Origin of the sequence: Pseudorhodoferax sp. Leaf274 (genome assembly GCF_001422445.1) — a bacterium.
In the GTDB taxonomy this organism is placed as follows: Bacteria; Pseudomonadota; Gammaproteobacteria; order Burkholderiales; family Burkholderiaceae_C; genus Pseudorhodoferax.
The window spans coordinates 1-17,994 of the sequence record NZ_LMNA01000003.1 but is presented as its reverse complement, the minus strand read 5'-3'; the positions used below and the strand labels follow the sequence as shown (position 1 = coordinate 17,994).

Annotated in this window: 17 protein-coding genes and 1 pseudogene; 11 read left to right on the top strand and 7 right to left on the bottom strand. The window is 68.5% G+C overall.

Translation table 11 applies throughout. From position 1 onward, the window contains the following. Nucleotides 1–34 precede the first annotated feature (34 nt). The 4 genes and pseudogenes from ASF44_RS06855 to cobA all read left to right on the top strand — a co-directional run. Nucleotides 35–1,237: pseudogene (locus tag ASF44_RS06855) on the top strand (NAD(P)/FAD-dependent oxidoreductase); the annotation flags it as partial. A gap of 16 nt (nt 1,238–1,253) precedes the next feature. After that, on the top strand, nt 1,254–4,031 hold the full coding sequence (locus ASF44_RS06850) for a nitrate reductase (RefSeq protein WP_056898474.1): 2,778 nt from the start codon (nt 1,254–1,256) through the stop codon (nt 4,029–4,031). A 74-nt stretch (nt 4,032–4,105) separates the two neighbouring features. Then, nucleotides 4,106–5,014 (top strand): DNA-binding protein YbiB, encoded by a 909-nt coding sequence (ybiB, locus tag ASF44_RS06845; protein WP_056898473.1) that lies wholly within the window; start codon nt 4,106–4,108, stop codon nt 5,012–5,014. Beyond that, nucleotides 5,011–5,814, top strand: a complete 804-nt coding sequence (cobA, locus tag ASF44_RS06840; protein WP_056898472.1) for a uroporphyrinogen-III C-methyltransferase — start codon at nt 5,011–5,013, stop codon at nt 5,812–5,814. Before ybiB ends, cobA begins: the two co-directional genes overlap by 4 nt. Before the next feature lie 45 nt (nt 5,815–5,859). On the opposite strand, the gene ASF44_RS06835 is transcribed toward cobA, so the two are convergent. From ASF44_RS06835 to ASF44_RS06820, 4 genes are all read right to left on the bottom strand, one after another. Continuing rightward, entirely contained in the window at nt 5,860–6,468 is a 609-nt protein-coding gene (locus tag ASF44_RS06835) for a hypothetical protein (RefSeq protein ID WP_156374384.1), read from the bottom strand. Between the two features lie 140 nt (nt 6,469–6,608). Further along, nucleotides 6,609–7,667, bottom strand: coding sequence for a nucleotidyltransferase family protein (locus tag ASF44_RS06830; protein WP_056898470.1), 1,059 nt, complete (start codon nt 7,665–7,667; stop codon nt 6,609–6,611). Then, the gene (locus tag ASF44_RS06825) at nt 7,664–8,563 is read right to left on the bottom strand and encodes an HprK-related kinase A (protein ID WP_082524578.1); all 900 of its coding nucleotides are present in this window, start codon (nt 8,561–8,563) and stop codon (nt 7,664–7,666) included. The genes ASF44_RS06830 and ASF44_RS06825 overlap by 4 nt, the downstream gene beginning before the upstream one ends. Beyond that, entirely contained in the window at nt 8,560–8,811 is a 252-nt protein-coding gene (locus tag ASF44_RS06820; protein ID WP_156374383.1) for an HPr-rel-A system PqqD family peptide chaperone, read from the bottom strand. The genes ASF44_RS06825 and ASF44_RS06820 overlap by 4 nt, the downstream gene beginning before the upstream one ends. A 52-nt stretch (nt 8,812–8,863) precedes the next feature. Here ASF44_RS06820 and ASF44_RS06815 point away from each other — a divergent pair, with 52 nt between their 5' ends. The 4 genes from ASF44_RS06815 (at nt 8,864) to ASF44_RS31565 (ending at nt 12,647) form a co-directional block, all read left to right on the top strand. Continuing rightward, on the top strand, nt 8,864–10,069 hold the full coding sequence (locus ASF44_RS06815) for an NAD(P)/FAD-dependent oxidoreductase (RefSeq protein ID WP_056898468.1): 1,206 nt from the start codon (nt 8,864–8,866) through the stop codon (nt 10,067–10,069). A gap of 119 nt (nt 10,070–10,188) precedes the next feature. Continuing rightward, nucleotides 10,189–10,401 carry a 30S ribosomal protein S21 gene (rpsU, locus tag ASF44_RS06810; RefSeq protein WP_007833691.1) on the top strand — a complete coding sequence of 71 codons (213 nt, stop codon included), beginning with the start codon at nt 10,189–10,191 and terminating at the stop codon, nt 10,399–10,401. An 82-nt stretch (nt 10,402–10,483) separates the two neighbouring features. Beyond that, nucleotides 10,484–10,942 carry a GatB/YqeY domain-containing protein gene (locus ASF44_RS06805; RefSeq protein ID WP_056898467.1) on the top strand — a complete coding sequence of 153 codons (459 nt, stop codon included), beginning with the start codon at nt 10,484–10,486 and terminating at the stop codon, nt 10,940–10,942. Nucleotides 10,943–11,036: 94 nt separating this feature from the next. Next, nucleotides 11,037–12,647, top strand: a complete 1,611-nt coding sequence (locus ASF44_RS31565) for a DUF6600 domain-containing protein (RefSeq protein WP_056898466.1) — start codon at nt 11,037–11,039, stop codon at nt 12,645–12,647. On the opposite strand, the gene pmbA is transcribed toward ASF44_RS31565, so the two are convergent. Beyond that, nucleotides 12,644–14,014 (bottom strand): metalloprotease PmbA, encoded by a 1,371-nt coding sequence (pmbA, locus tag ASF44_RS06795; protein ID WP_056898465.1) that lies wholly within the window; start codon nt 14,012–14,014, stop codon nt 12,644–12,646. The genes ASF44_RS31565 and pmbA overlap by 4 nt on opposite strands. 86 nt (nt 14,015–14,100) lie before the next feature. On the opposite strand from pmbA, the gene yjgA reads away from it, so the two are divergent. Both yjgA and mog read left to right on the top strand, forming a co-directional pair. Continuing rightward, a complete protein-coding gene (gene yjgA, locus ASF44_RS06790; RefSeq protein ID WP_056898464.1) occupies nt 14,101–14,739 on the top strand; it encodes a ribosome biogenesis factor YjgA in 639 nt (212 codons plus the stop codon). After that, nucleotides 14,729–15,319, top strand: a complete 591-nt coding sequence (mog, locus tag ASF44_RS06785) for a molybdopterin adenylyltransferase (protein ID WP_056898463.1) — start codon at nt 14,729–14,731, stop codon at nt 15,317–15,319. Before yjgA ends, mog begins: the two co-directional genes overlap by 11 nt. Before the next feature lie 28 nt (nt 15,320–15,347). Here mog and cysE read toward each other — a convergent pair whose 3' ends face one another. Then, complete coding sequence (cysE, locus tag ASF44_RS06780) at nt 15,348–16,133, bottom strand: serine O-acetyltransferase (RefSeq protein ID WP_056898723.1); 786 nt, start codon at nt 16,131–16,133, stop codon at nt 15,348–15,350. Between the two features lie 12 nt (nt 16,134–16,145). Further along, nucleotides 16,146–16,883, bottom strand: a complete 738-nt coding sequence (locus ASF44_RS06775; protein WP_056898462.1) for an RNA methyltransferase — start codon at nt 16,881–16,883, stop codon at nt 16,146–16,148. 87 nt (nt 16,884–16,970) lie between these two features. Here ASF44_RS06775 and ASF44_RS06770 point away from each other — a divergent pair, with 87 nt between their 5' ends. Then, on the top strand, nt 16,971–17,894 hold the full coding sequence (locus ASF44_RS06770) for an inositol monophosphatase family protein (protein WP_056898461.1): 924 nt from the start codon (nt 16,971–16,973) through the stop codon (nt 17,892–17,894). Nucleotides 17,895–17,994: the final 100 nt, after the last annotated feature.

The following is a 17,994-nucleotide window of genomic DNA, read 5'->3' as shown; positions in this document are numbered from 1 at the left end:
ACGGCCGGCCCGTATCCGCAGGAAGACAAGCCTCATGAAGAAGATGAAACTCGTGATGGTCGGCAACGGCATGGCCGGCGTGCGCACGCTGGAAGAGCTGCTGAAGATCGCGCCCGACCTGTACGACATCACGGTCTTCGGCGCCGAGCCGCACCCCAACTACAACCGCATCCTGCTGTCGCCGGTGCTGGCGGGCGAGCAGACCCTCGAGCAGATCGTGCTGAACTCCTGGGAGTGGTACAGCGCGAACGGCATCACGCTGCACGCGGGCAAGAAGGTGGTGGAGGTGGACCGGACACGGCGCGTGGTGCGCGCCGAGGACGGTACCGAGGCTGGATACGACAGGCTGCTGCTGGCCACGGGCTCCAACCCTTTCATCCTGCCGCTGCCGGGCAATGACCTGGAAGGCGTGATCGCCTACCGCGACATCGCCGACACCCAGACCATGATCGAGACCGCCAAGACACACCGGCACGCGGTGGTGATCGGCGGCGGCCTGCTGGGGCTGGAGGCGGCCAACGGCCTGATGCTGCGCGGCATGCAGGTCAGCGTGGTGCACCACGGCGACTGGCTCATGGAGCGCCAGCTCGACAAGGTGGCCGGCGGGCTGCTGCGCAGTGCGCTGGAGCAGCGCGGCCTGAACTTCCTGCTCAACGCGCACACGGCGGAGTTGCTGGGCAACGGTGCGGGCCGCGTGCGCGCGGTGCGCTTCCAGGACGGCCGCGAGGCGCCGGCCGACCTGGTCGTCATGGCCGTGGGCATCCGTCCCAACATCGCGCTGGCGCAGCGCATGCGGCTGCACTGCGAGCGCGCCATCGTCGTCAACGACACCATGCAGACCGTGACCGACGCGCGCGTGTATGCGGTGGGCGAGTGCGCGCAGCACCGCGGCATCGCCTACGGCCTGGTGGCCCCGCTGTTCGAACAGGGCAAGGTGGCGGCCAACCACCTGGCGCACCACGGCATCGGCCGCTACCAGGGCTCGCTGACCTCCACCAAGCTCAAGGTCACGGGCATCGACCTGTTCTCGGCCGGCAACTTCCAGGGCGGCGAGGGCACGGAGGAGATCGTCATGAGCGATGCGCTGGGTGGCGTCTACAAGAAGCTCGTGATCCAGGGCGACAAGTTGGTCGGCGCGTGCCTTTACGGCGACACGGTGGACGGCAACTGGTACTTCCAGCTGCTGCGCGAAGGGCGCAGCGTCGAGCAGATCCGCGACCAGCTGATGTTCGGCCAACCCACCCCGTGACGCCATGACCACCGAGACACGCTCCACCTGCCCCTACTGCGGCGTCGGCTGCGGCGTGGTGATCGCATCGCACGCCGGGCAGATCGTCGGTGTGCGCGGCGATCCGCAGCATCCGGCCAACTTCGGGCGCCTGTGCACCAAGGGCTCGACGCTGCACCTGACGGCCAGCGCCGAAGTGACGCGCCAGACGCGTTTGCTGCAGCCCATGCAGCGCGCAGCGCGCGGCGCTGCACCACAGCCGCTGGGCTGGGACGCAGCCCTGGACGGCGCGGCCGAGCGCTTCGCCCGCGTCATCGCCGAGCACGGTCCGGATGCCGTGGGCTTCTACCTCTCGGGCCAGCTGCTGACCGAGGACTACTACGTCTTCAACAAGCTGGCCAAGGGCCTGATCGGCACCAACAACCTGGACACCAATTCGCGCCTGTGCATGAGCAGCGCCGTGGCCGGCTACAAGCAGACGCTGGGCGCCGATGCGCCGCCGGCCTGCTACGACGACCTGCAGCACGCCGACTGCCTGTTCATCGTGGGCAGCAACACGGCCTGGGCCCATCCCATCCTGTTCCGCCGCATCGAGGACGCGAAACGCGCCAACCCGGCCATGCAGATCGTGGTGGTCGACCCGCGCCGCACCGACACCTGCGAGATCGCCAATCTGCACCTGGCATTGCAGCCCGGCACCGACGTGATGCTGTTCCACGGCATGCTGCACCTGATGCTGCGCGAGGGCTGGACGCAGCCGGGCTACATCGCCGCCCACACCAGCGGCTTCGACGCACTGCAGACCCTGGTGCGCGACTGCACGCCCGACGCGGTGGCGCAGGTGTGCGGCATCACGCAGGAGGCGCTGGTGCAGGCCACGCGCCTGTTCGCCACCTCGCCGGCCACGCTGAGCCTGTACTGCATGGGCATGAACCAGTCGTCCAGCGGCACGGCCAAGAATGCGGCGCTGATCAACCTGCACCTGGCCACGGCCCAGATCGGCCGCGCCGGCGCAGGCCCGTTCTCGCTGACCGGCCAGCCCAACGCCATGGGCGGCCGCGAAGTGGGCGGGCTGTCCAACCTGCTGCCCGCGCACCGCGACATGGCCAATGCCGCGCACCGTGCCGAGGTGGCGGCGTTCTGGGGCGTGGACCGCATCCCGGCCCTGCCTGGCAAGAGCGCCATCGAGATGTTCCAGGCCGCCGCCGACGGCGAGATCCGCGCGCTGTGGATCGCCTGCACCAACCCCGCCCAGTCCATGCCGGACCAGGCCACGGTGCGCCGCGCGCTGCAGCGCGCGGAGTTCGTCGTGCTGCAGGAGGCCTTCGCCGGCACCGCCACCTGCGCCTTCGCCGACCTGCTGCTGCCGGCCACGACCTGGGGCGAGAAGGAAGGCACGGTCACCAACAGCGAGCGGCGCATCTCGCGCGTTCGGGCGGCCGTGCCCGCGGCGGGCGCGGCCCGCCACGACTGGCACATCGCGGCCGAGTTCGCCCGCCGTCTGGCAGGCCGGCTCGGGCGCGGCACGGCGCTGTTCCCCTACGAGACGCCCGAATCGGTCTGGAACGAACACCGCGAGACCACGCGCGGGCGCGACCTGGACATCACCGGCATGGACTACGCCATGCTGGAGGCCACGCCGCAGCAATGGCCGCTGCCCGCGGGTGCCACGCAGGGGCGCCCGCGCCTGTACGAGGACGGCCGCTTCGCCACCGAGGATGGCCGCGCGCGCTTTGCCGCCACGCCCTACCGCCCCGTCGCGGAGGCGCGCAGTGCGCGCTATCCGTTCTCGCTGAACACCGGCCGCCTGCGCGACCAATGGCACGGCATGAGCCGCACGGGCACGCTGGGCCGGCTGTTCGGCCACGTGCCCGAACCCGTGGTGCAGATGCACCCGCAGGACATGGCGCTCCAGCAATTGGCCGATGGCGACCTGGTCTACCTCACCTCGCAGCGCGGCAGCATCGTGGTGCCGGTGGCGGCGAGCGCCGACCTGGGGCTCTCGCAGGCCTTCATCGCCATGCACTGGGGGCCGGAGTACCTGGGCGGGCGCAGCAGCACCGGCACGGCCCTCGCCGGCGTGAACGCGCTGACGACGCCCGTGCACTGCCCCGTCTCCAAGCAGCCCGAGCTCAAGCACACGCCGGTCAAGATCCTCAAGGCCGAATTGCCCTGGTCGCTGCTGGCCATGGCCTGGTTGCCACAAGACGAAGCCCTGCACGTGCGCGCACGGCTGCGCGCGCTGGCCGACGCCCTGCCCTTCGTGAGTTGCGTTCCGTTCGGCGACCAGGGCGCCGGGGCCGGACGCACCGGCGTGCTGCTGCGCGCCGCCGGCCACGAGCCACCGGCCGATGGCTTGCTGGCGCAGATCGAACAGCTGCTGGGCCTGTCGGGCCTGGACACGCTGCGCTATGCCGATCCGCGCCGCGGCCAGCGCCGTGCCGTGCGGCTCCAGCGCACCGGCGAGGCAGCCCATGTGGTCGGCGTGCTGCTGGCCGGCGACACGCGCGCCGAAGCCTGGATCCGCGCGCTGCTGCAGGACCAGTTGCCGGCGCAGGACTTCGGCCGCCAGTTGCTGTCGTTCCAGGCCAAGGCTCCAGTGGGCGTCAAGCCGCGCGGCAAGGTCGTCTGCAGCTGCTTCGGGGTCAGCGAATCGGCCATCTGCGACAAGCTGGCGCAATGCAGCGGCACCGGCGAAGAACGCCTGGCCGCGCTGCAGGGTGCGCTGCAATGCGGCACCAACTGCGGCTCCTGCGTGCCCGAGCTCAAGCGCATGGTGCGCGCGACGGAACCGGTCGCATGACGCTCCTGCCCGCCACCGATGGCATAAGCCGACTCACGATCCGGCATAAGCCCTGCGGGACAATCGCGCCACCCATGGGAAGCATTGCACACTACATCAAGGAAATCGGCCGCGGCGCGCGCGGTGCCAAGCCGCTCGCGCGCGAGCAGGCCGCCGACCTGTTCGGCCAGATCCTGGACGGTACGGTGACCGACCTGGAGATCGGCGCCTTCTGCCTGGCCATGCGCGTGAAGGGCGAGACCACGTCGGAGATGGCCGGCTTCCTGGACGCCACGCACGCACGGGTCGCCAGGCTGGCGGCCAGTGACCGCGCGGTCGTCGTACTGCCCAGCTACAACGGCGCCCGCAAGCTGCCGGTGCTGACGCCGCTGCTGGCCTTGCTGCTGGCGCGCGAAGGCCTGCCGGTGCTGGTGCATGGCAGCGCCACGGAATCGAGCCGCGTGCTGGCCAGCGAGGTGCTCGCGTTGCTCGATGTGCCGGCCTGGACCAGCGTGCGCAGGATCGCCTGTGGCGAAGTGGCGGTGGTCGGTACCGAATTGCTGCACCCCGGACTCAAGCGCCTGCTCGACGTGCGCCGCGTCGTCGGCCTGCGCAATGCCGGGCACAGCGTGGTCAAGCTCATGCAACCGGTCGACGGTCCGGCGGTGGTGGTCGGCAGCTACACCCATCCGGCGTTTGCCACGGTCATGACCGAGCTGTTCGAACTGCTGGGCATGACGGCCCTGCTTTCGCGCGGGCTGGAAGGCGAGGTCGTCAGCGATCCGCGCCGCACGCCGCAGCTCGACGGCTTCGTGCGCGGCCAGCCGGTGGTGCTGCAGGCCCAGCAACCCGGCACGCAGGCCCAGGTGCCCGGGCTGCCGACCTCCGTCGACGCGCCGGATACCGCCGACTACACGCGCAGCGTGCTGGCCGGCCGGCTCCCCGTCCCGCCAGCCATTGCGGCGCAAGTCGACCACATCCTCCAATTGACGTCCCACGCATGAAAACGACCACCATCCCGACGCTTGGCTCCTGCACGCTCGTCGGCGCAGGACCCGGTGATCCAGAACTCCTGACGCTCAAGGCCGTCAAGGCGATCCAGGCCGCGACGGTGCTGCTGGTCGACGACCTGGTCAACGAAGAGGTGCTGGCGTGGGCCAGGCCCGAGGCCCGCATCGTCCATGTGGGCAAGCGCGGCGGCTGCAAGAGCACGCCCCAGGCGTTCATCGAGAAGCTCATGGTCACGGCAGTGCGCGAAGGCGAGCATGTGGTGCGCCTCAAGGGCGGTGACCCTTTCATCTTCGGCCGCGGCGGCGAAGAAGTGGAGCACCTGCGCGCCGAAGGCATCGCTTGCCAGGTCGTCAACGGCATCACGGCGGGCCTGGCGGCCACGACCGCCATGGGTGTACCGCTGACGCACCGCGACCACGCGCAGGGCACCGTCCTGCTGACCGGACATGCCAAACCCGGCCAGGACGCAACCGATTGGCAGCAGGTGGGCGCCATGGCGCACACCTTGCGCCTGACGCTCGTGATCTACATGGGCGTCAGCAATGTCGAGCGCATCGCGCAGCAACTGCAGCAGGCCATGCCGGGCGCGACGCCCGTCGCCATCATCCAGAACGCGACCCGGCCGTCGCAGCGCCATGTGGTCACCACGCTGGATGCGCTTGCACGAACGATGCTGAACACGGGAATGGGCAGCCCGTCCGTGATCGTCGTCGGCGACGTGCTGCTGCAGGCCATGACGCTGCCCGCTGAACTGCCAGATTTGATCGCCCAAGAAAAACGCCGCCAGGGCTGAAGCCCCGGCGGCGTGATCATGTTCGGCCGCAGCGACGGACGGCGGTCAGTAGAACATCGCCTGCAGATGCACCCGGCATTCGTCCGCCGTCCACGTTCTCGTGCCGGTCTTGAAAGGCGTGATGCCAAGCGCGCCCTTGTACAGGCCGACCGCTGAAGCCATCGTGATGTGGTAGTCGCTGAAATTCTTGGCGTTGAGGTAGGCACACGTGGCAGCCAGCAGCAACGGAGGGTCTGAAATCGGGCTTGCCGAATAGTCTTCGCCGTTCAGGATCTGATCGAAGGTCGCCGAACCGAAGGTGCTTTCACGGCAGTTGGTACTGGCACGTTTGTGCTTGGAAACAGCCCGCCATCCGTACCCGGTGGTCTCCGTCTTGCCCTTGTAATCGAGGTCCGTGCCGAAACAGCTCTTGAAGGTCGTCGTGTCGCCCTTGCACTTCTGCTGCCAAGTGGCACAGGAATTACCGCCATTGCGGCAATCCTTGTCGGTGCCATGGCCGGACATGTTTCCGGACGCCTTGCCGGACACCGTGCAATGGTATTTGCCGGCCAGCGCGTTCTTGGCCGTCAACGATGCGATCACGGCAGGTGCCGCCACAGCGCCCTTCGCCAGGCGACGACGGGCAGAATTTTGAGGCCGGGTGGTGTTCGTCATGGATGGATCTTGCATGTATGTATTTGTATCCCAAGCAAGCCGCATGCCGAAAAAAAATTCCTTTCAAATCAGCAAGCTATTCACATCCCCCCGAATTTATAACAGGTCGATGTAAGATACATCGACACACAACTCATGCCTCACGCCTCACGTTGCGTGGTCGCCTGGTGCAGCAAATGCGGTATCAGCAGATGCATGGGCATGCGAAGCCAATGGCTGCGCACGTACAAGGCGAACTGCGCCGCAGAGGCGCCAGCAGTGCGCAAGGTGGAATGTGCCCCCGACATCGCTGCCAGGAACGTGGTCTGCATCCAGGCCCTCGTGACCGGCAACCCTTCCTGCAATCCATCGGGCAAGCGCGTATGGAACACAGTGGCCGCGCAGTGCACCGCGTAGGTCAGGGGCATCAGCAGATTCAGGACACGCGCTCGCTCGATGAGTTGCTGCGCCGAACCGCCTTGCATGTGGAAAGCACTCAACAGCAGGTGCAGGTCGCTGAGGTCGCGCAAACCGTTTTCCCACTCCCCCTCATGGAACAGGTGGCATGCGGAATGCAGGATCTGGTCGACCTCGCTGGGCACGTGGATCAGCGGCCAGCGCGTCAGCGCAACGGCCTGCGCCAGCAACAACTCCGGCCTGGTACGGATGCGTGCCGTCTCGGGCAGCAGGTTATGGTGCACATCCAGGGTCGTCCTGCGCTGCACGTGGACCATGGGCGGAAGCTCATGCATCCACCGGCGGTAGTAGCGCTCGTCGTAGGCACTGCTGGCTTCCACGAGCCAGCCGTGCACGTGCAACGCGTGCTCCACATCGGCCAACTGGGCCTTCGGCACGAGGATGTCCACGTCGTTGAAGGTTCGTCCTGCGGCGGCCGGCCCGTTGCTGGCGGCATAGGCGGCGCCCTTGAGCAACATGACGGGGGCGCCCGTTCGTTCCAGCGCCTCGGATATCTGCTGCACCTCCCATTGCACGGCATTGCGCTGGCGCGCCACGATGCAATCCTGGGCGGTGAAGTGGCGGTCTGCTCCTTCGGGCAGCCGCAGCCGGTCAGCCCTCGCCCGGGCCAGCAACCCGAGACGGCCTAGCAGTCCTGCGCTGCGCGCCTGGCTGATGGCCAGGTGCCAGTCCACCGCGGAGAAGTCGTCCATCGCCTCCGGCGTGCGCAGCGCCCGCAGCAAAGGCGCGTCCAGCCAATTCATCGCACCAGGCTTTCGAACAGCGCGATCGCATCAGGCAGTTGCGCATACCGGAAATCGAGGCATTCGCACTGGTCGACCAAGGCCGCCACCATGTCGAAACCGGTGCTGCCCAACACCTCGTAGTTGAACGCGTGCGTCGCGGTGTGCATGAAGGCATCGGCCTTCGGCCGCGGCGTCAGCGCACACGGGGCATCGGCCGACCAGCGTGGATAGATGATGAAGGCCGGCCGCGCGCGCCGTGCAACATGGAGCACGCTGTCCGTGGGCGGCTTCAAGTGGGCGACCGTGCCCTTGTGGGTATCGCGTGCGGGTTCGCCGAAGACGGCGTCCGTCGAGAAGGCGCGCACGATATCGATCGAATCATTCTTGAGGTTGACGGGCCGCGCCAAGCCCACGAGCAGGCCGTCGTCGCGGTCGATCAGCGCAATCTCGTCGGAAAGCAGGCGCCAGCCGCTCAGCGCCAATGCCGCGGTCAACGTGCTTTTTCCGGCGCCCGGGTCTCCCGGCAGGATGACCGCGCGCCCGTTGCGCTCCAGCACCGCCGCGTGGATGAGCAGGTAATGGTGCGCCTGCCCGCCGATGCACCAGTTCATGCCCCATTCAAGCAGTGCGAAGGCGTGGTCGGCCGGCAAGGGCTTGAAGGGCTGGTAGCCATCGAAGCTGAAACTGATCTGCGGGCGCCAGACGGCCCTGGGACCATGCACGCGATTGACTTCGACCACGTAGTCGGCAAAAGCCGGATCGGGCAGGGAAAAATCGGCGTAGAGGCGCCGTAACCCATGGAAGACCTCATCGGTCCGCGAGTGGATGCGGAAGCGGAAAGGGCCGGTCTCCAGGACCAGCCCCTGGTGCAGCGAGGCCCGCAGCGCCTCGTCCGACAGTGCGCCCAGCTTCACAGGCGCTCTGCGATGCCCAGACGCAGCATCTCCTGCAAGACCTGGTCGACATCGCCACGGTCCAGGTCGATGCGTTCGGAAATCTGCTCTGGCGTCGCCTGCACCGACTGCAGCAGTTCGAGCATCTCGCCCACGGGCAGGGCCAGGCGGTGCGTGCTGCCCGACGCGCCGTGGTAAACCACGGATTCATCGCCCCAATGACGCATGCGCAGCCGTGCATCGGGATGCACCCGCCACAAGCCTTGCATGTCCGCTGATCCGTCGTTCTGTGCCACGCCGGATAGCATAACCGCCTGACCCATGAACCCATTCGACGTCGTCATCATCGGCGCTGGCGCCGCCGGCCTGTTCTGCGCGGGCATCGCCGGCCAACGCGGCCTGCGCGTCCTCCTGCTGGACCACAGCGCCAAAGTCGCGGAGAAGATCCGCATCTCCGGTGGCGGCCGCGCCAACTTCACGAACCTGGATGTCGGTCCGCGCAACTTCCTGTCCGAGAACCCCAATTTCTGCCGAGGTGCGCTGGCGCGCTTCACGCCCAAGCAGTTCATCGCGCTGCTGCAGCGCGATGGCATCGGCTTTCACGAAAAGCACCGGGGCCAACTGTTCTGCGACCGCTCAGCCGAGGACCTGATCGAACTGCTGCTGCGCGAATGCGCCGCCGGCGGCGTGACGCGCTGGCAGCCCTGCGCCGTGCACGAAGTGCGCGCGCTGACCGAAGGATCCGCCCGTTACGCCTTGGCGACCGATCGTGGCGAGGTGCTGGCCCATTCCGTGGTGATCGCGACCGGCGGTTTGTCCATCCCCAAGATCGGCGCCAGCGACTACGGCTACCGCATCGCGCGGCAGTTCGGCCTGCGCCTGGTCGAACAGCGGCCGGCGCTGGTGCCGCTGACCTTCGACGAGAACGCCTGGAAGCCGTTCGCACAACTGGCGGGGCTGTCCCTGCCCGTCGACATTTCGACCGGCGAGAAGAAGGCACGCGCCAGCTTTTCCGAAGACCTGCTGTTCACCCACAGGGGCCTGAGCGGCCCGGCGGTGCTGCAGATCTCCAGCTACTGGAAACCAGGCACGCCGGTCGGTGTCGACCTCTCGCCGCAGACCACGCTGCAGCCCGCGTTGCAGGAGGCCAAGCTGACGACGCGCCGCCTTCTCGCCAACGTGCTGGGCGAGCACCTGCCGGCGCGCCTGGCCGCCGCCTGGACCGGCGCGGATGCGGCCTGGCAGCGGCCAGTCAACGAGACCGCCGACAAGGCACTCGCGGCGCTGGCCAGCAGCCTGCATGCCTGGCAACTGACCCCCACCGGCACCGAGGGCTACCGCAAGGCCGAAGTCACGGCAGGGGGCGTGGACACGCGCGAGTTGTCGTCCCAGACCATGGAGTCGCGCCAGCCCGGCCTGTACTTCATCGGTGAAGTGGTCGATGTGACGGGCTGGCTCGGTGGCTACAACTTCCAATGGGCATGGTCCAGCGCCTACAGTTGCGCGCAGGCATTGGCGGCGCGCTGAATCACGCTATAATGCCCGGCTAACTTTGGCCTACCCTCAGCGGGCCCTATGTTATTCAGTTGAGGACCCCCCGGCCACGGCTTTCGATCTTGCCAGGCCAAATTCAGCCAACGAGATACATGACCACCATTCGCGTTAAAGAAAACGAGCCGTTCGACGTGGCACTGCGCCGCTTCAAGCGCACCATCGAAAAACTGGGCCTGCTGACCGACCTGCGCGCCCGCGAGTTCTATGAGAAGCCGACGGCCGAACGCAAGCGCAAGAAGGCGGCTGCCGTGAAGCGCCATTACAAGCGCGTGCGCAGCATGCAGCTGCCCAAGAAGCTGTACTGATCCAGCACCCGACCGGCCACACCGGTTGAAGGCCCGCCCTGGTCCGTCCAGCGCGGGCTTTTTTCATTCACAGGACTGCACCATGGACACCACCGCCCCCCTCAAGGACCGCATCACCCAGGACATGAAGGACGCCATGCGGGCCAAGGACGCCGAGCGCCTGGCCACCATCCGCCTGCTGCTGGCCGCCATCAAGCAGAAGGAAGTGGACGAGCGCGTGACGCTGCACGACGCTGCCGTCGTCGCCATCGTCGACAAGCTGATCAAACAGCGCAAGGACTCCATCACCGCCTTCGAGCAGGCGGGCCGCCAGGATCTGGCCGACAAGGAAGCTGCCGAGCAGCGTGTGCTGCAGGCCTACCTGCCCGAGCGCATGGACGCCGAGGCCGTGCTGGCCGCCGTGCGCGCGCTGGTGGCCCGGCTGGACGCCAAGGGTCCGGCCGACATGGGCCGCGTGATGGCCGCAGCGAAGGCTGAACTGGCTGGCAAGGCCGAGATGGCCCAGGTGTCGGCCGCAGTCAAACAGGCCCTGGCCGGTTGAGGGATCCAAGGGTTCAAAGGTTTACAGGTCTTTGCAGAACAGCAGGCGAACCAAAACGCGCCCTCGCGCGTTCTAAGCTGGAAAGGAGGCCCCCATGGCCGCACGGATCTGGAGAACTTGGGCCACCGTCGCCGCGCTGGTGCTGGCCGCCGCCGTCAGCGCGCCTGCCATCGCCCAACAGGAACCACCGGGCCGCGCCGCGCGGCTTTCGCAGCCCGACGGCGGCGTTCAATGGTCCGGCCCGGACGGCAATTGGCAGGCCGGCGATCCCAACTGGCCATTCACGGCCGGCGACAGCATCCGCGTGGCCGCCGGCAGCCGGGCCGAACTGCACGCGGGCGCCCATGCCCTGCGCCTGCAGGGCCCGGCCGAACTGTCCATCGACGCGCTCGACGACAACGATCTGCGCCTGACGCTGCGGCAGGGCAGCCTCAACCTGCGTGCGCGCGACATGGCGCCCGACGAGCGCATCGAAGTCAACACGCAGAACCTGGCCATGCTGGTGGACCGCTCCGGCGAATTCCGTGTCGATTCAGAGCCAGGCAGCACCCGCGTGCTGGCCCGCTCCGGCACCGCCACGCTGTACGGAGAGAACGGGGAATCCGCCACGCTGGCCCCTGCGCAGCAGGCCCGTTATGTCGGCCGCGACCTCAGCGCTGCTGCGGTACAAGGCGCCGGCCCGCGCGACGCGCTGGACCAATGGGCGGCGGACCGCAACCTGGCCGAAGACCGCTCGCCCAGCGCACAGTACCTGTCGCGCGAAGTCCTGGGCTACCAGGAACTGGACACCCATGGCGAATGGGCCAGCACCGTGGAGTACGGCACCGTGTGGTATCCGCGCACCACGATCGCCAATTGGGAGCCCTACCGCCATGGCCAGTGGCGCTGGGTCGATCCCTGGGGCTGGACCTGGTTCGACGACGCGCGCTGGGGCTTCGCGCCTTTCCACTATGGCCGCTGGGTACAGATCGGCCCGCGCTGGGCCTGGGTACCCGGGCCACGCGGCCCGCGCCAGTTCTATGCGCCCGCGCTGGTCGGGTTTGCTGGCACGCCGGCGCCGCGGCCACCGGGCTTCGAACGGCACCGCACGCCCGGCACCGACTGGTTTCCGCTGGCGCCAGGCCAGCCCTGGCGCCCCGGCTTCGGCGCGGGCCCGCGCGACCCCGGCCGCGGCAACTTTGGCCTCCCACCGCCGGCTCCCTTGCGCAGCACCCAGCGCGAGCGCCCACCGGGACCGTCCATGGCCATGCCGGCACCCGGCTTTCAGCCGGGCCGGGCCGAACAGGAACGCCGCGATCGCTGGCAGCGCGACCAGGAATGGCAACAGCAGCAGCGGCGCCAGCGGCAGGAGGACCAGGGCCGCAACGAGCTGCACCAGCGCCACGAGCAGATCAGGCAGGAGCAGTTGCAGCGCCAGGACCAGATGCAACAGCAGCAGCGCGCGTTGCAGGAGCAGCAGATGCGCCAGATGCAGCAGTTGCGCCAACAGCAGGATCAGCAGCAGCGGCAATTGCAGGAGCCGCAGCGCCAGCAGGAACGCTTCATGCGCGACCAGCGCGAACAACGCGGCCAGATGGAGCGGCGGGAACAGCGCGAGCAGCGCCAGGACCGGCCTCCACCGCCGCGCGCCGCTCCACCGCAGGAGTTGCGGCAACCACCCGGCGACCGCGGCGAGCGCGGCGGCCGCCCCGGCAATCGCGATTAGCTGCCGGCGACCTTCATGCGCTCGACCAGCACCGAGCCGACCGTCTTGGCGCCGTAGTTGTAGGCATCTGCGCCCACGGCGGCGATGCCTTGGAACATGTCCTTGAGATTGCCGGCGATGGTGATTTCCTCGACCGGGTGGACGATCTGGCCGTTCTCCACCCAGAAGCCGCTGGCGCCGCGCGAGTAGTCGCCGGTCACGTAGTTCACGCCGTGGCCCATGAGCTCGGTCACGAACAGCCCACGGCCCAGCTTGCGCAGCATCGCATCGAGGTCATCGCCGGCCTCGGTCAGGCGCGACTGCAGCACCAGGTTGTGCGAGCCGCCTGCATTGCCGGTCGTGCGCATGCCCAGCTTGCGCGCCGAATAGGTCGACAGGAAGTACCCTTGCACGCGACCCGCGTCCACGACCTTGCGCGCCGCAACACGCACGCCCTCCTCGTCGAACGGCGAGCTGCCCTTGCCGCGCGCGACAAACGGGTCTTCCAGCAGGTCGATGTGCTCTGGGAACACGGCCTTGCCCAGGGCATCGACCAGGAAACTGCTGCGCCGGTACAGCGCGCCACCGCTGATCGCCTGCACGAAGCCACCGACCAGCCCGGCCGCCAGCGGTGATTCGAACAGCACCGGGCACTCCACCGTCTTGATCTTGCGCGCCTTCAGGCGCGACAGCGCGCGCTCGGCGGCATAGCGGCCCACGGCCTCGGGCGAGGCCAGTTCCTCGGCCTTGCGCATCGAGCTGTACCAGGCGTCGCGCTGCATCTGCGCGCCGCGCCCGGCGATCGGCGCCACCGAGATCGAATGGCGCGAGCTGGCGTAGCCGCCACGGAAACCCGAGCTGTGGCCCGTGAAGAAATGCGACTGCTGGGCCGAGACGCCCGCGCCCTCGCTGTTGGTGATGCGCTTGTCGGTGGCGAAGGCCGCCGCCTCGCAGCGCAGTGCCAGCGTGGCCGCGCCTTCGGAATCGATGTCCCAGGGATGGAAGAGGTCCAGGTCGGGCTGCTCGGTCGCCACGTCCTGCGCATCGGGCAGGCCGGATGCAGGGTCCTCGGCGGTGAAGCGGGCGATGTCGAACGCAGCCTGCACGGTCTGGCGGATCGCCGCGGGCGAGAAGTCCGAAGTGCTGGCATTGCCGCGGCGCTTGCCGGCGTAGACCGTCACGCCCAGCGATTTGTCGCGGTTGCGCTCCACGTTCTCGAGTTCGCCCTTGCGCACCGAGACCGACAGGCCGCAGCCCTCGGACGCCTCGGCCCCGGCGTCGGTGGCGCCGATCTTCCTGGCATGGGCCAGGGCCTGCTCCACGAGTTCCTGGAAGAACGGTCGGCTGTAGCTGAAGCCGGCCTCGGCTGCTTGGGAAGATGCATTCATGTTGCCGGCTATGATACCGGCCGCACCGGCTTGGCCCGGCCGCCCGGGCATTGTCCAAGCCCTCACCCTTCCCCACCGTTTTCCCGATGTCGCGCAAACCCAAAAAAGGCTATTTCGTGCGGGGCCAGTTCGTCGCCGAAGGCAGCGAACTGGACCTGGAGCTCAAGGCCGAGCTCAAGGGCACGGACGGCGCCAGCCGCACCGACATGAAGCGCGAGAGCGACGCGCTGCAAGACCTGGGCGAGGAACTGCTGGATCTGCGGGCCGACCGTCTCGAGCGCCTGGCCCTGCCCGAGAAACTGGTGGATGCGCTGGCGGAGCTGCGCCGCATCACCAACTTCGAAGGCCGTCGCCGTCAGGCGCAGTTCGTCGGCAAGCTCATGCGCAAGCTGGACGAAGACACCGTGGACCAGGCCCGCGCGGCGCTGGCGGAACAGCGCCGCGGCCCGGCGCGCGAGGCCGCCCTGCTGCACCACACCGAGCAGTGGCGCACGCTGCTGCTGGAAGGCGACGAGGCCCTGGCGCGCTGGATGACGCAGTACCCCGCGACCGATGCGCAACAGCTGCGTGCCCTGGTGCGCCAGGCGCGCAAGGACGCGGTGCCGGAAAAGCCCGGCCTCGCCCCGCGCCATGGGCGCGCCTACCGCGAGATCTTCCAGCTGCTGCGCGAACAGCTGAACCAGCCCGACGACACGGCACCAGAGGGCGAAGACGATGGCGCATGAAGCCGCGCGCATCGGCCTGGTTTCCATCAGCGACCGCGCCTCGGCCGGCATCTACGAAGACAAGGGCCTGCCCGCACTGCGCGATTGGCTGGGCCGGGCGCTGCGCAACCCGCTCACGTTCGACGAACGCCTGATTCCCGACGAGCAGGCCGGCATCAGCGCCACGCTCATCGCGCTGGTCGATGCCGGCTGCAACCTCGTGCTGACCACGGGCGGCACCGGCCCTGCCCCGCGCGATGTGACGCCCGAGGCCACGCTCGCCGTGGCCGACAAGGAACTGCCGGGCTTCGGCGAGCAGATGCGCCAGATCAGCCTGCGCTTCGTGCCCACGGCGATCCTGTCGCGCCAGGTGGCGGTCGTGCGCGGCAGCTGCCTCATCGTCAACCTGCCGGGCCAACCCAAGGCGATCCAGGAAACGCTGGAAGGCCTCAAGGACGCACAGGGCGCCCAGCTGGTGCCCGGCATCTTCGCAGCCGTGCCTTACTGCATCGACCTGATCGGCGGGCCTTACCTGGAAACCGACGACGCCGTCTGCGCGGCATTCCGGCCCAAGTCGGCCCGGCGCCCCACGGCCGCCTGAGCGGGCCCGCAAGCGGCCTGCGAGCGGCCTATTTGCCGACCAGCTGCGCGAGCTTCTCGGCCTCGAAGCACTCGTCGCGCGCCGCGTCCTGCGGCACGCAATCGCCCTGCCCATCGGCCGGGCTGCGCTGGCGCGACAGTTGCTCGATGGCCTGCCACAGCAGCGCGATCTGGCGGTCCTGCGCGGCCGTGCTGTCGATCAGGCCGCGCATGGCCTGGCTCAGCGGATCGTCCTCGGGCGTGACGCCATAGGCCGAGAAGCGCGGCGTGGACATCGCGGCATCGCCCGCGTTCTCGCCCTTGGGCATGATGATGCGCGCGGGGATGCCCACGGCCGTGGCACCGGCCGGCACCGGCTTGATGACCACCGCGTTCGAGCCGATCTTGGCACCGTCGCCCACCGTGAAACCGCCCAGCACCTTGGCACCGGCACTGACCACCACATCGCGCCCCAGCGTCGGATGGCGCTTGGTGCCTTTGTAGAGCGACGTGCCACCCAGCGTCACGCCCTGGTAGATCGTGCAGCCGTCACCGATCTCGGCCGTCTCGCCGACCACCACGCCCATGGCATGGTCGAAGAACACGCGCTCGCCGACCTTGGCGCCCGGATGGATCTCGATGCCCGTGAGCCAGCGCGACAGCTGCGATGTGGCCCGCCCCAACCACTTGAAGCCATGGTTCCAGAACCAATGGGCGCGCCGGTGCAGGATCAGCGCATGGATGCCCGGGTAACACGTGAGCACTTCCCAGCCACTGCGCGCGGCGGGATCGCGCTCGAGGATGCAACGGATGTCGGTGCGCAGGCGGGCGAACAGCATCGGGCGAGTCTAGCGATTTGCCCGTTCCGCTGTTTTGAGCATGGCCTTGGCGATGCCGCGCAGGATGTGGATCTCCTCCTGGCTGGGCTGCGCGCGGTTGAACAGTTGGTTCAGCCGCGGCATGAGCTTCTTCGGTGCCTCGGGATCGAGGTAGTCGAGTGCGACCAGCGCCTCGCGCCAATGCTCCAGCATGCCGTTCAGGTGGCGCGCATCGGCGCTCTGGTGCGGGGCCGTGGCCGACTCCACCGCATATCCGCCCAGCGCCTGGCGCCATTCGTAGGCCACGACCTGGATCGCCGCGCCCAGGTTCAGCGAGCCGAAGGACGGATTGGTCGGGATGCTCATGGCCACATGGCAGCGGTAGACATCCTCGTTGGCCATGCCGAAGCGTTCGGAGCCGAACAGGAAGGCCACGCCGCCGGGCCGCGCGGCGCCGGGGGCCAGCAGCGCCTCGAAGTGGGGCCGCGGCGCGCGCGTGGGCGGGCCGAAGTCGCGCGGCGTCATGGCGGTGGCACACAGGTGGTCCATGCCGTCCAACGCCTCGTCCAGCGTCTCGACGATGCGCGCCTTCTCCAGCACGTCCAGCGCGCCGCTCGCGCGCTGGATGGTTTCCTGGCGGCGCAGCACGTTGGGCCAGCGGGGCGCGACCAGCACCAGGTCGTCGAAACCCATGACCTTCATGGCGCGCGCGGCGGCGCCCACGTTGCCGGCATGGCTGGTGCGGATCAGGACAAAACGGGTGCGCATGGCGGGAATGGCTCGGGCATCGGTAAAATCCCGCGATTCTCGCCGGCCTGATCGCAGGCCGGCCCGCTTGGCTCCTCTTCACAAACCATGTCGTTCAACCAGCACCCCATGCTCAATGTGGCCGTCAAGGCCGCTCGCGCCGCCGGCGCCATCATCAACCGCGCCGCGCTGGACGTCGAGGCCGTGCGCGTCTCGCAAAAGCAGGTGAACGACTTCGTGACCGAGGTCGACCAGGCCAGCGAGGCCGTCATCATCCAGACGCTGCTGGAGGCCTACCCCGGCCACGGCATCCTGGCCGAGGAATCGGGCTCCGAGCACGGCGCCAAGGATTCCGAGTTCGTCTGGATCATCGATCCGCTGGACGGCACCACCAACTTCATCCACGGCTTCCCGTTCTACTGCGTGAGCATCGCGTTGGCCGTCAAGGGCCGCATCGAGCAGGCGGTGGTCTACGACCCCACGCGCAACGACCTGTTCACGGCCACGCGTGGCCGCGGCGCCTACCTGAACGACCGCCGCATCCGCGTCTCGCGCCGCGTGCGCCTGGGCGAGTGCCTGGTCTCCACGGGCTTCCCGTTCCGCCCGGGCGACAACTTCAAGGAATACATGTCGATGATGGGCGACGTGATGCAGCGCACGGCCGGTATCCGGCGTCCCGGGGCCGCGGCGCTGGACCTCGCCTATGTGGCGGCCGGCTACACCGATGGGTTCTTCGAGAAGGGCCTGTCGCCCTGGGATGCCGCAGCGGGCTCGCTGCTCGTGACCGAAGCGGGCGGCCTGATCGGCAACCTGTCGGGCGAGGCCGACTTCCTGGACCAGAAGGAATGCCTGGCCGCCAACCCGAAGATCTACGGCCTGCTCGTGGGCCTGGTCGGCAAGTACAGCAAGTTCGCCAGCGCCGGCGAAAAGGCCGGCGTGCGCCAAAAGCTGTCGCTGCCGGACGGCGCTGCGTCCGAAGCCCCGGATGCCACGGCCGACGGCGGCGCCGCACCGGGCGACAGCGGCGAGTGAGTCACTCCTCGTCGCGGTGGGTTTCCGCGATGGTACGGAAGTCCTCGGCCACGGCCAGGAAGGCATCGACCACGTCCGGGTCGAAGTGCTTGCCGCGCCC

What these genes read in the sequence shown, in the direction of transcription:
- ASF44_RS06850 (WP_056898474.1), top strand. Translation starts at nt 1,254, where the DNA reads ATGACCACCGAGACACGCTCCACCTGCCCCTACTGCGGCGTCGGCTGC.
- ybiB (WP_056898473.1), top strand. Translation starts at nt 4,106, where the DNA reads ATGGGAAGCATTGCACACTACATCAAGGAAATCGGCCGCGGCGCGCGC.
- cobA (WP_056898472.1), top strand. Translation starts at nt 5,011, where the DNA reads ATGAAAACGACCACCATCCCGACGCTTGGCTCCTGCACGCTCGTCGGC.
- ASF44_RS06835 (WP_156374384.1), bottom strand. Translation starts at nt 6,468, where the DNA reads ATGACGAACACCACCCGGCCTCAAAATTCTGCCCGTCGTCGCCTGGCG.
- ASF44_RS06830 (WP_056898470.1), bottom strand. Translation starts at nt 7,667, where the DNA reads ATGAATTGGCTGGACGCGCCTTTGCTGCGGGCGCTGCGCACGCCGGAG.
- ASF44_RS06820 (WP_156374383.1), bottom strand. Translation starts at nt 8,811, where the DNA reads ATGCAAGGCTTGTGGCGGGTGCATCCCGATGCACGGCTGCGCATGCGT.
- ASF44_RS06815 (WP_056898468.1), top strand. Translation starts at nt 8,864, where the DNA reads ATGAACCCATTCGACGTCGTCATCATCGGCGCTGGCGCCGCCGGCCTG.
- rpsU (WP_007833691.1), top strand. Translation starts at nt 10,189, where the DNA reads ATGACCACCATTCGCGTTAAAGAAAACGAGCCGTTCGACGTGGCACTG.
- ASF44_RS06805 (WP_056898467.1), top strand. Translation starts at nt 10,484, where the DNA reads ATGGACACCACCGCCCCCCTCAAGGACCGCATCACCCAGGACATGAAG.
- ASF44_RS31565 (WP_056898466.1), top strand. Translation starts at nt 11,037, where the DNA reads ATGGCCGCACGGATCTGGAGAACTTGGGCCACCGTCGCCGCGCTGGTG.
- pmbA (WP_056898465.1), bottom strand. Translation starts at nt 14,014, where the DNA reads ATGAATGCATCTTCCCAAGCAGCCGAGGCCGGCTTCAGCTACAGCCGA.
- yjgA (WP_056898464.1), top strand. Translation starts at nt 14,101, where the DNA reads ATGTCGCGCAAACCCAAAAAAGGCTATTTCGTGCGGGGCCAGTTCGTC.
- mog (WP_056898463.1), top strand. Translation starts at nt 14,729, where the DNA reads ATGGCGCATGAAGCCGCGCGCATCGGCCTGGTTTCCATCAGCGACCGC.
- ASF44_RS06775 (WP_056898462.1), bottom strand. Translation starts at nt 16,883, where the DNA reads ATGCGCACCCGTTTTGTCCTGATCCGCACCAGCCATGCCGGCAACGTG.
- ASF44_RS06770 (WP_056898461.1), top strand. Translation starts at nt 16,971, where the DNA reads ATGTCGTTCAACCAGCACCCCATGCTCAATGTGGCCGTCAAGGCCGCT.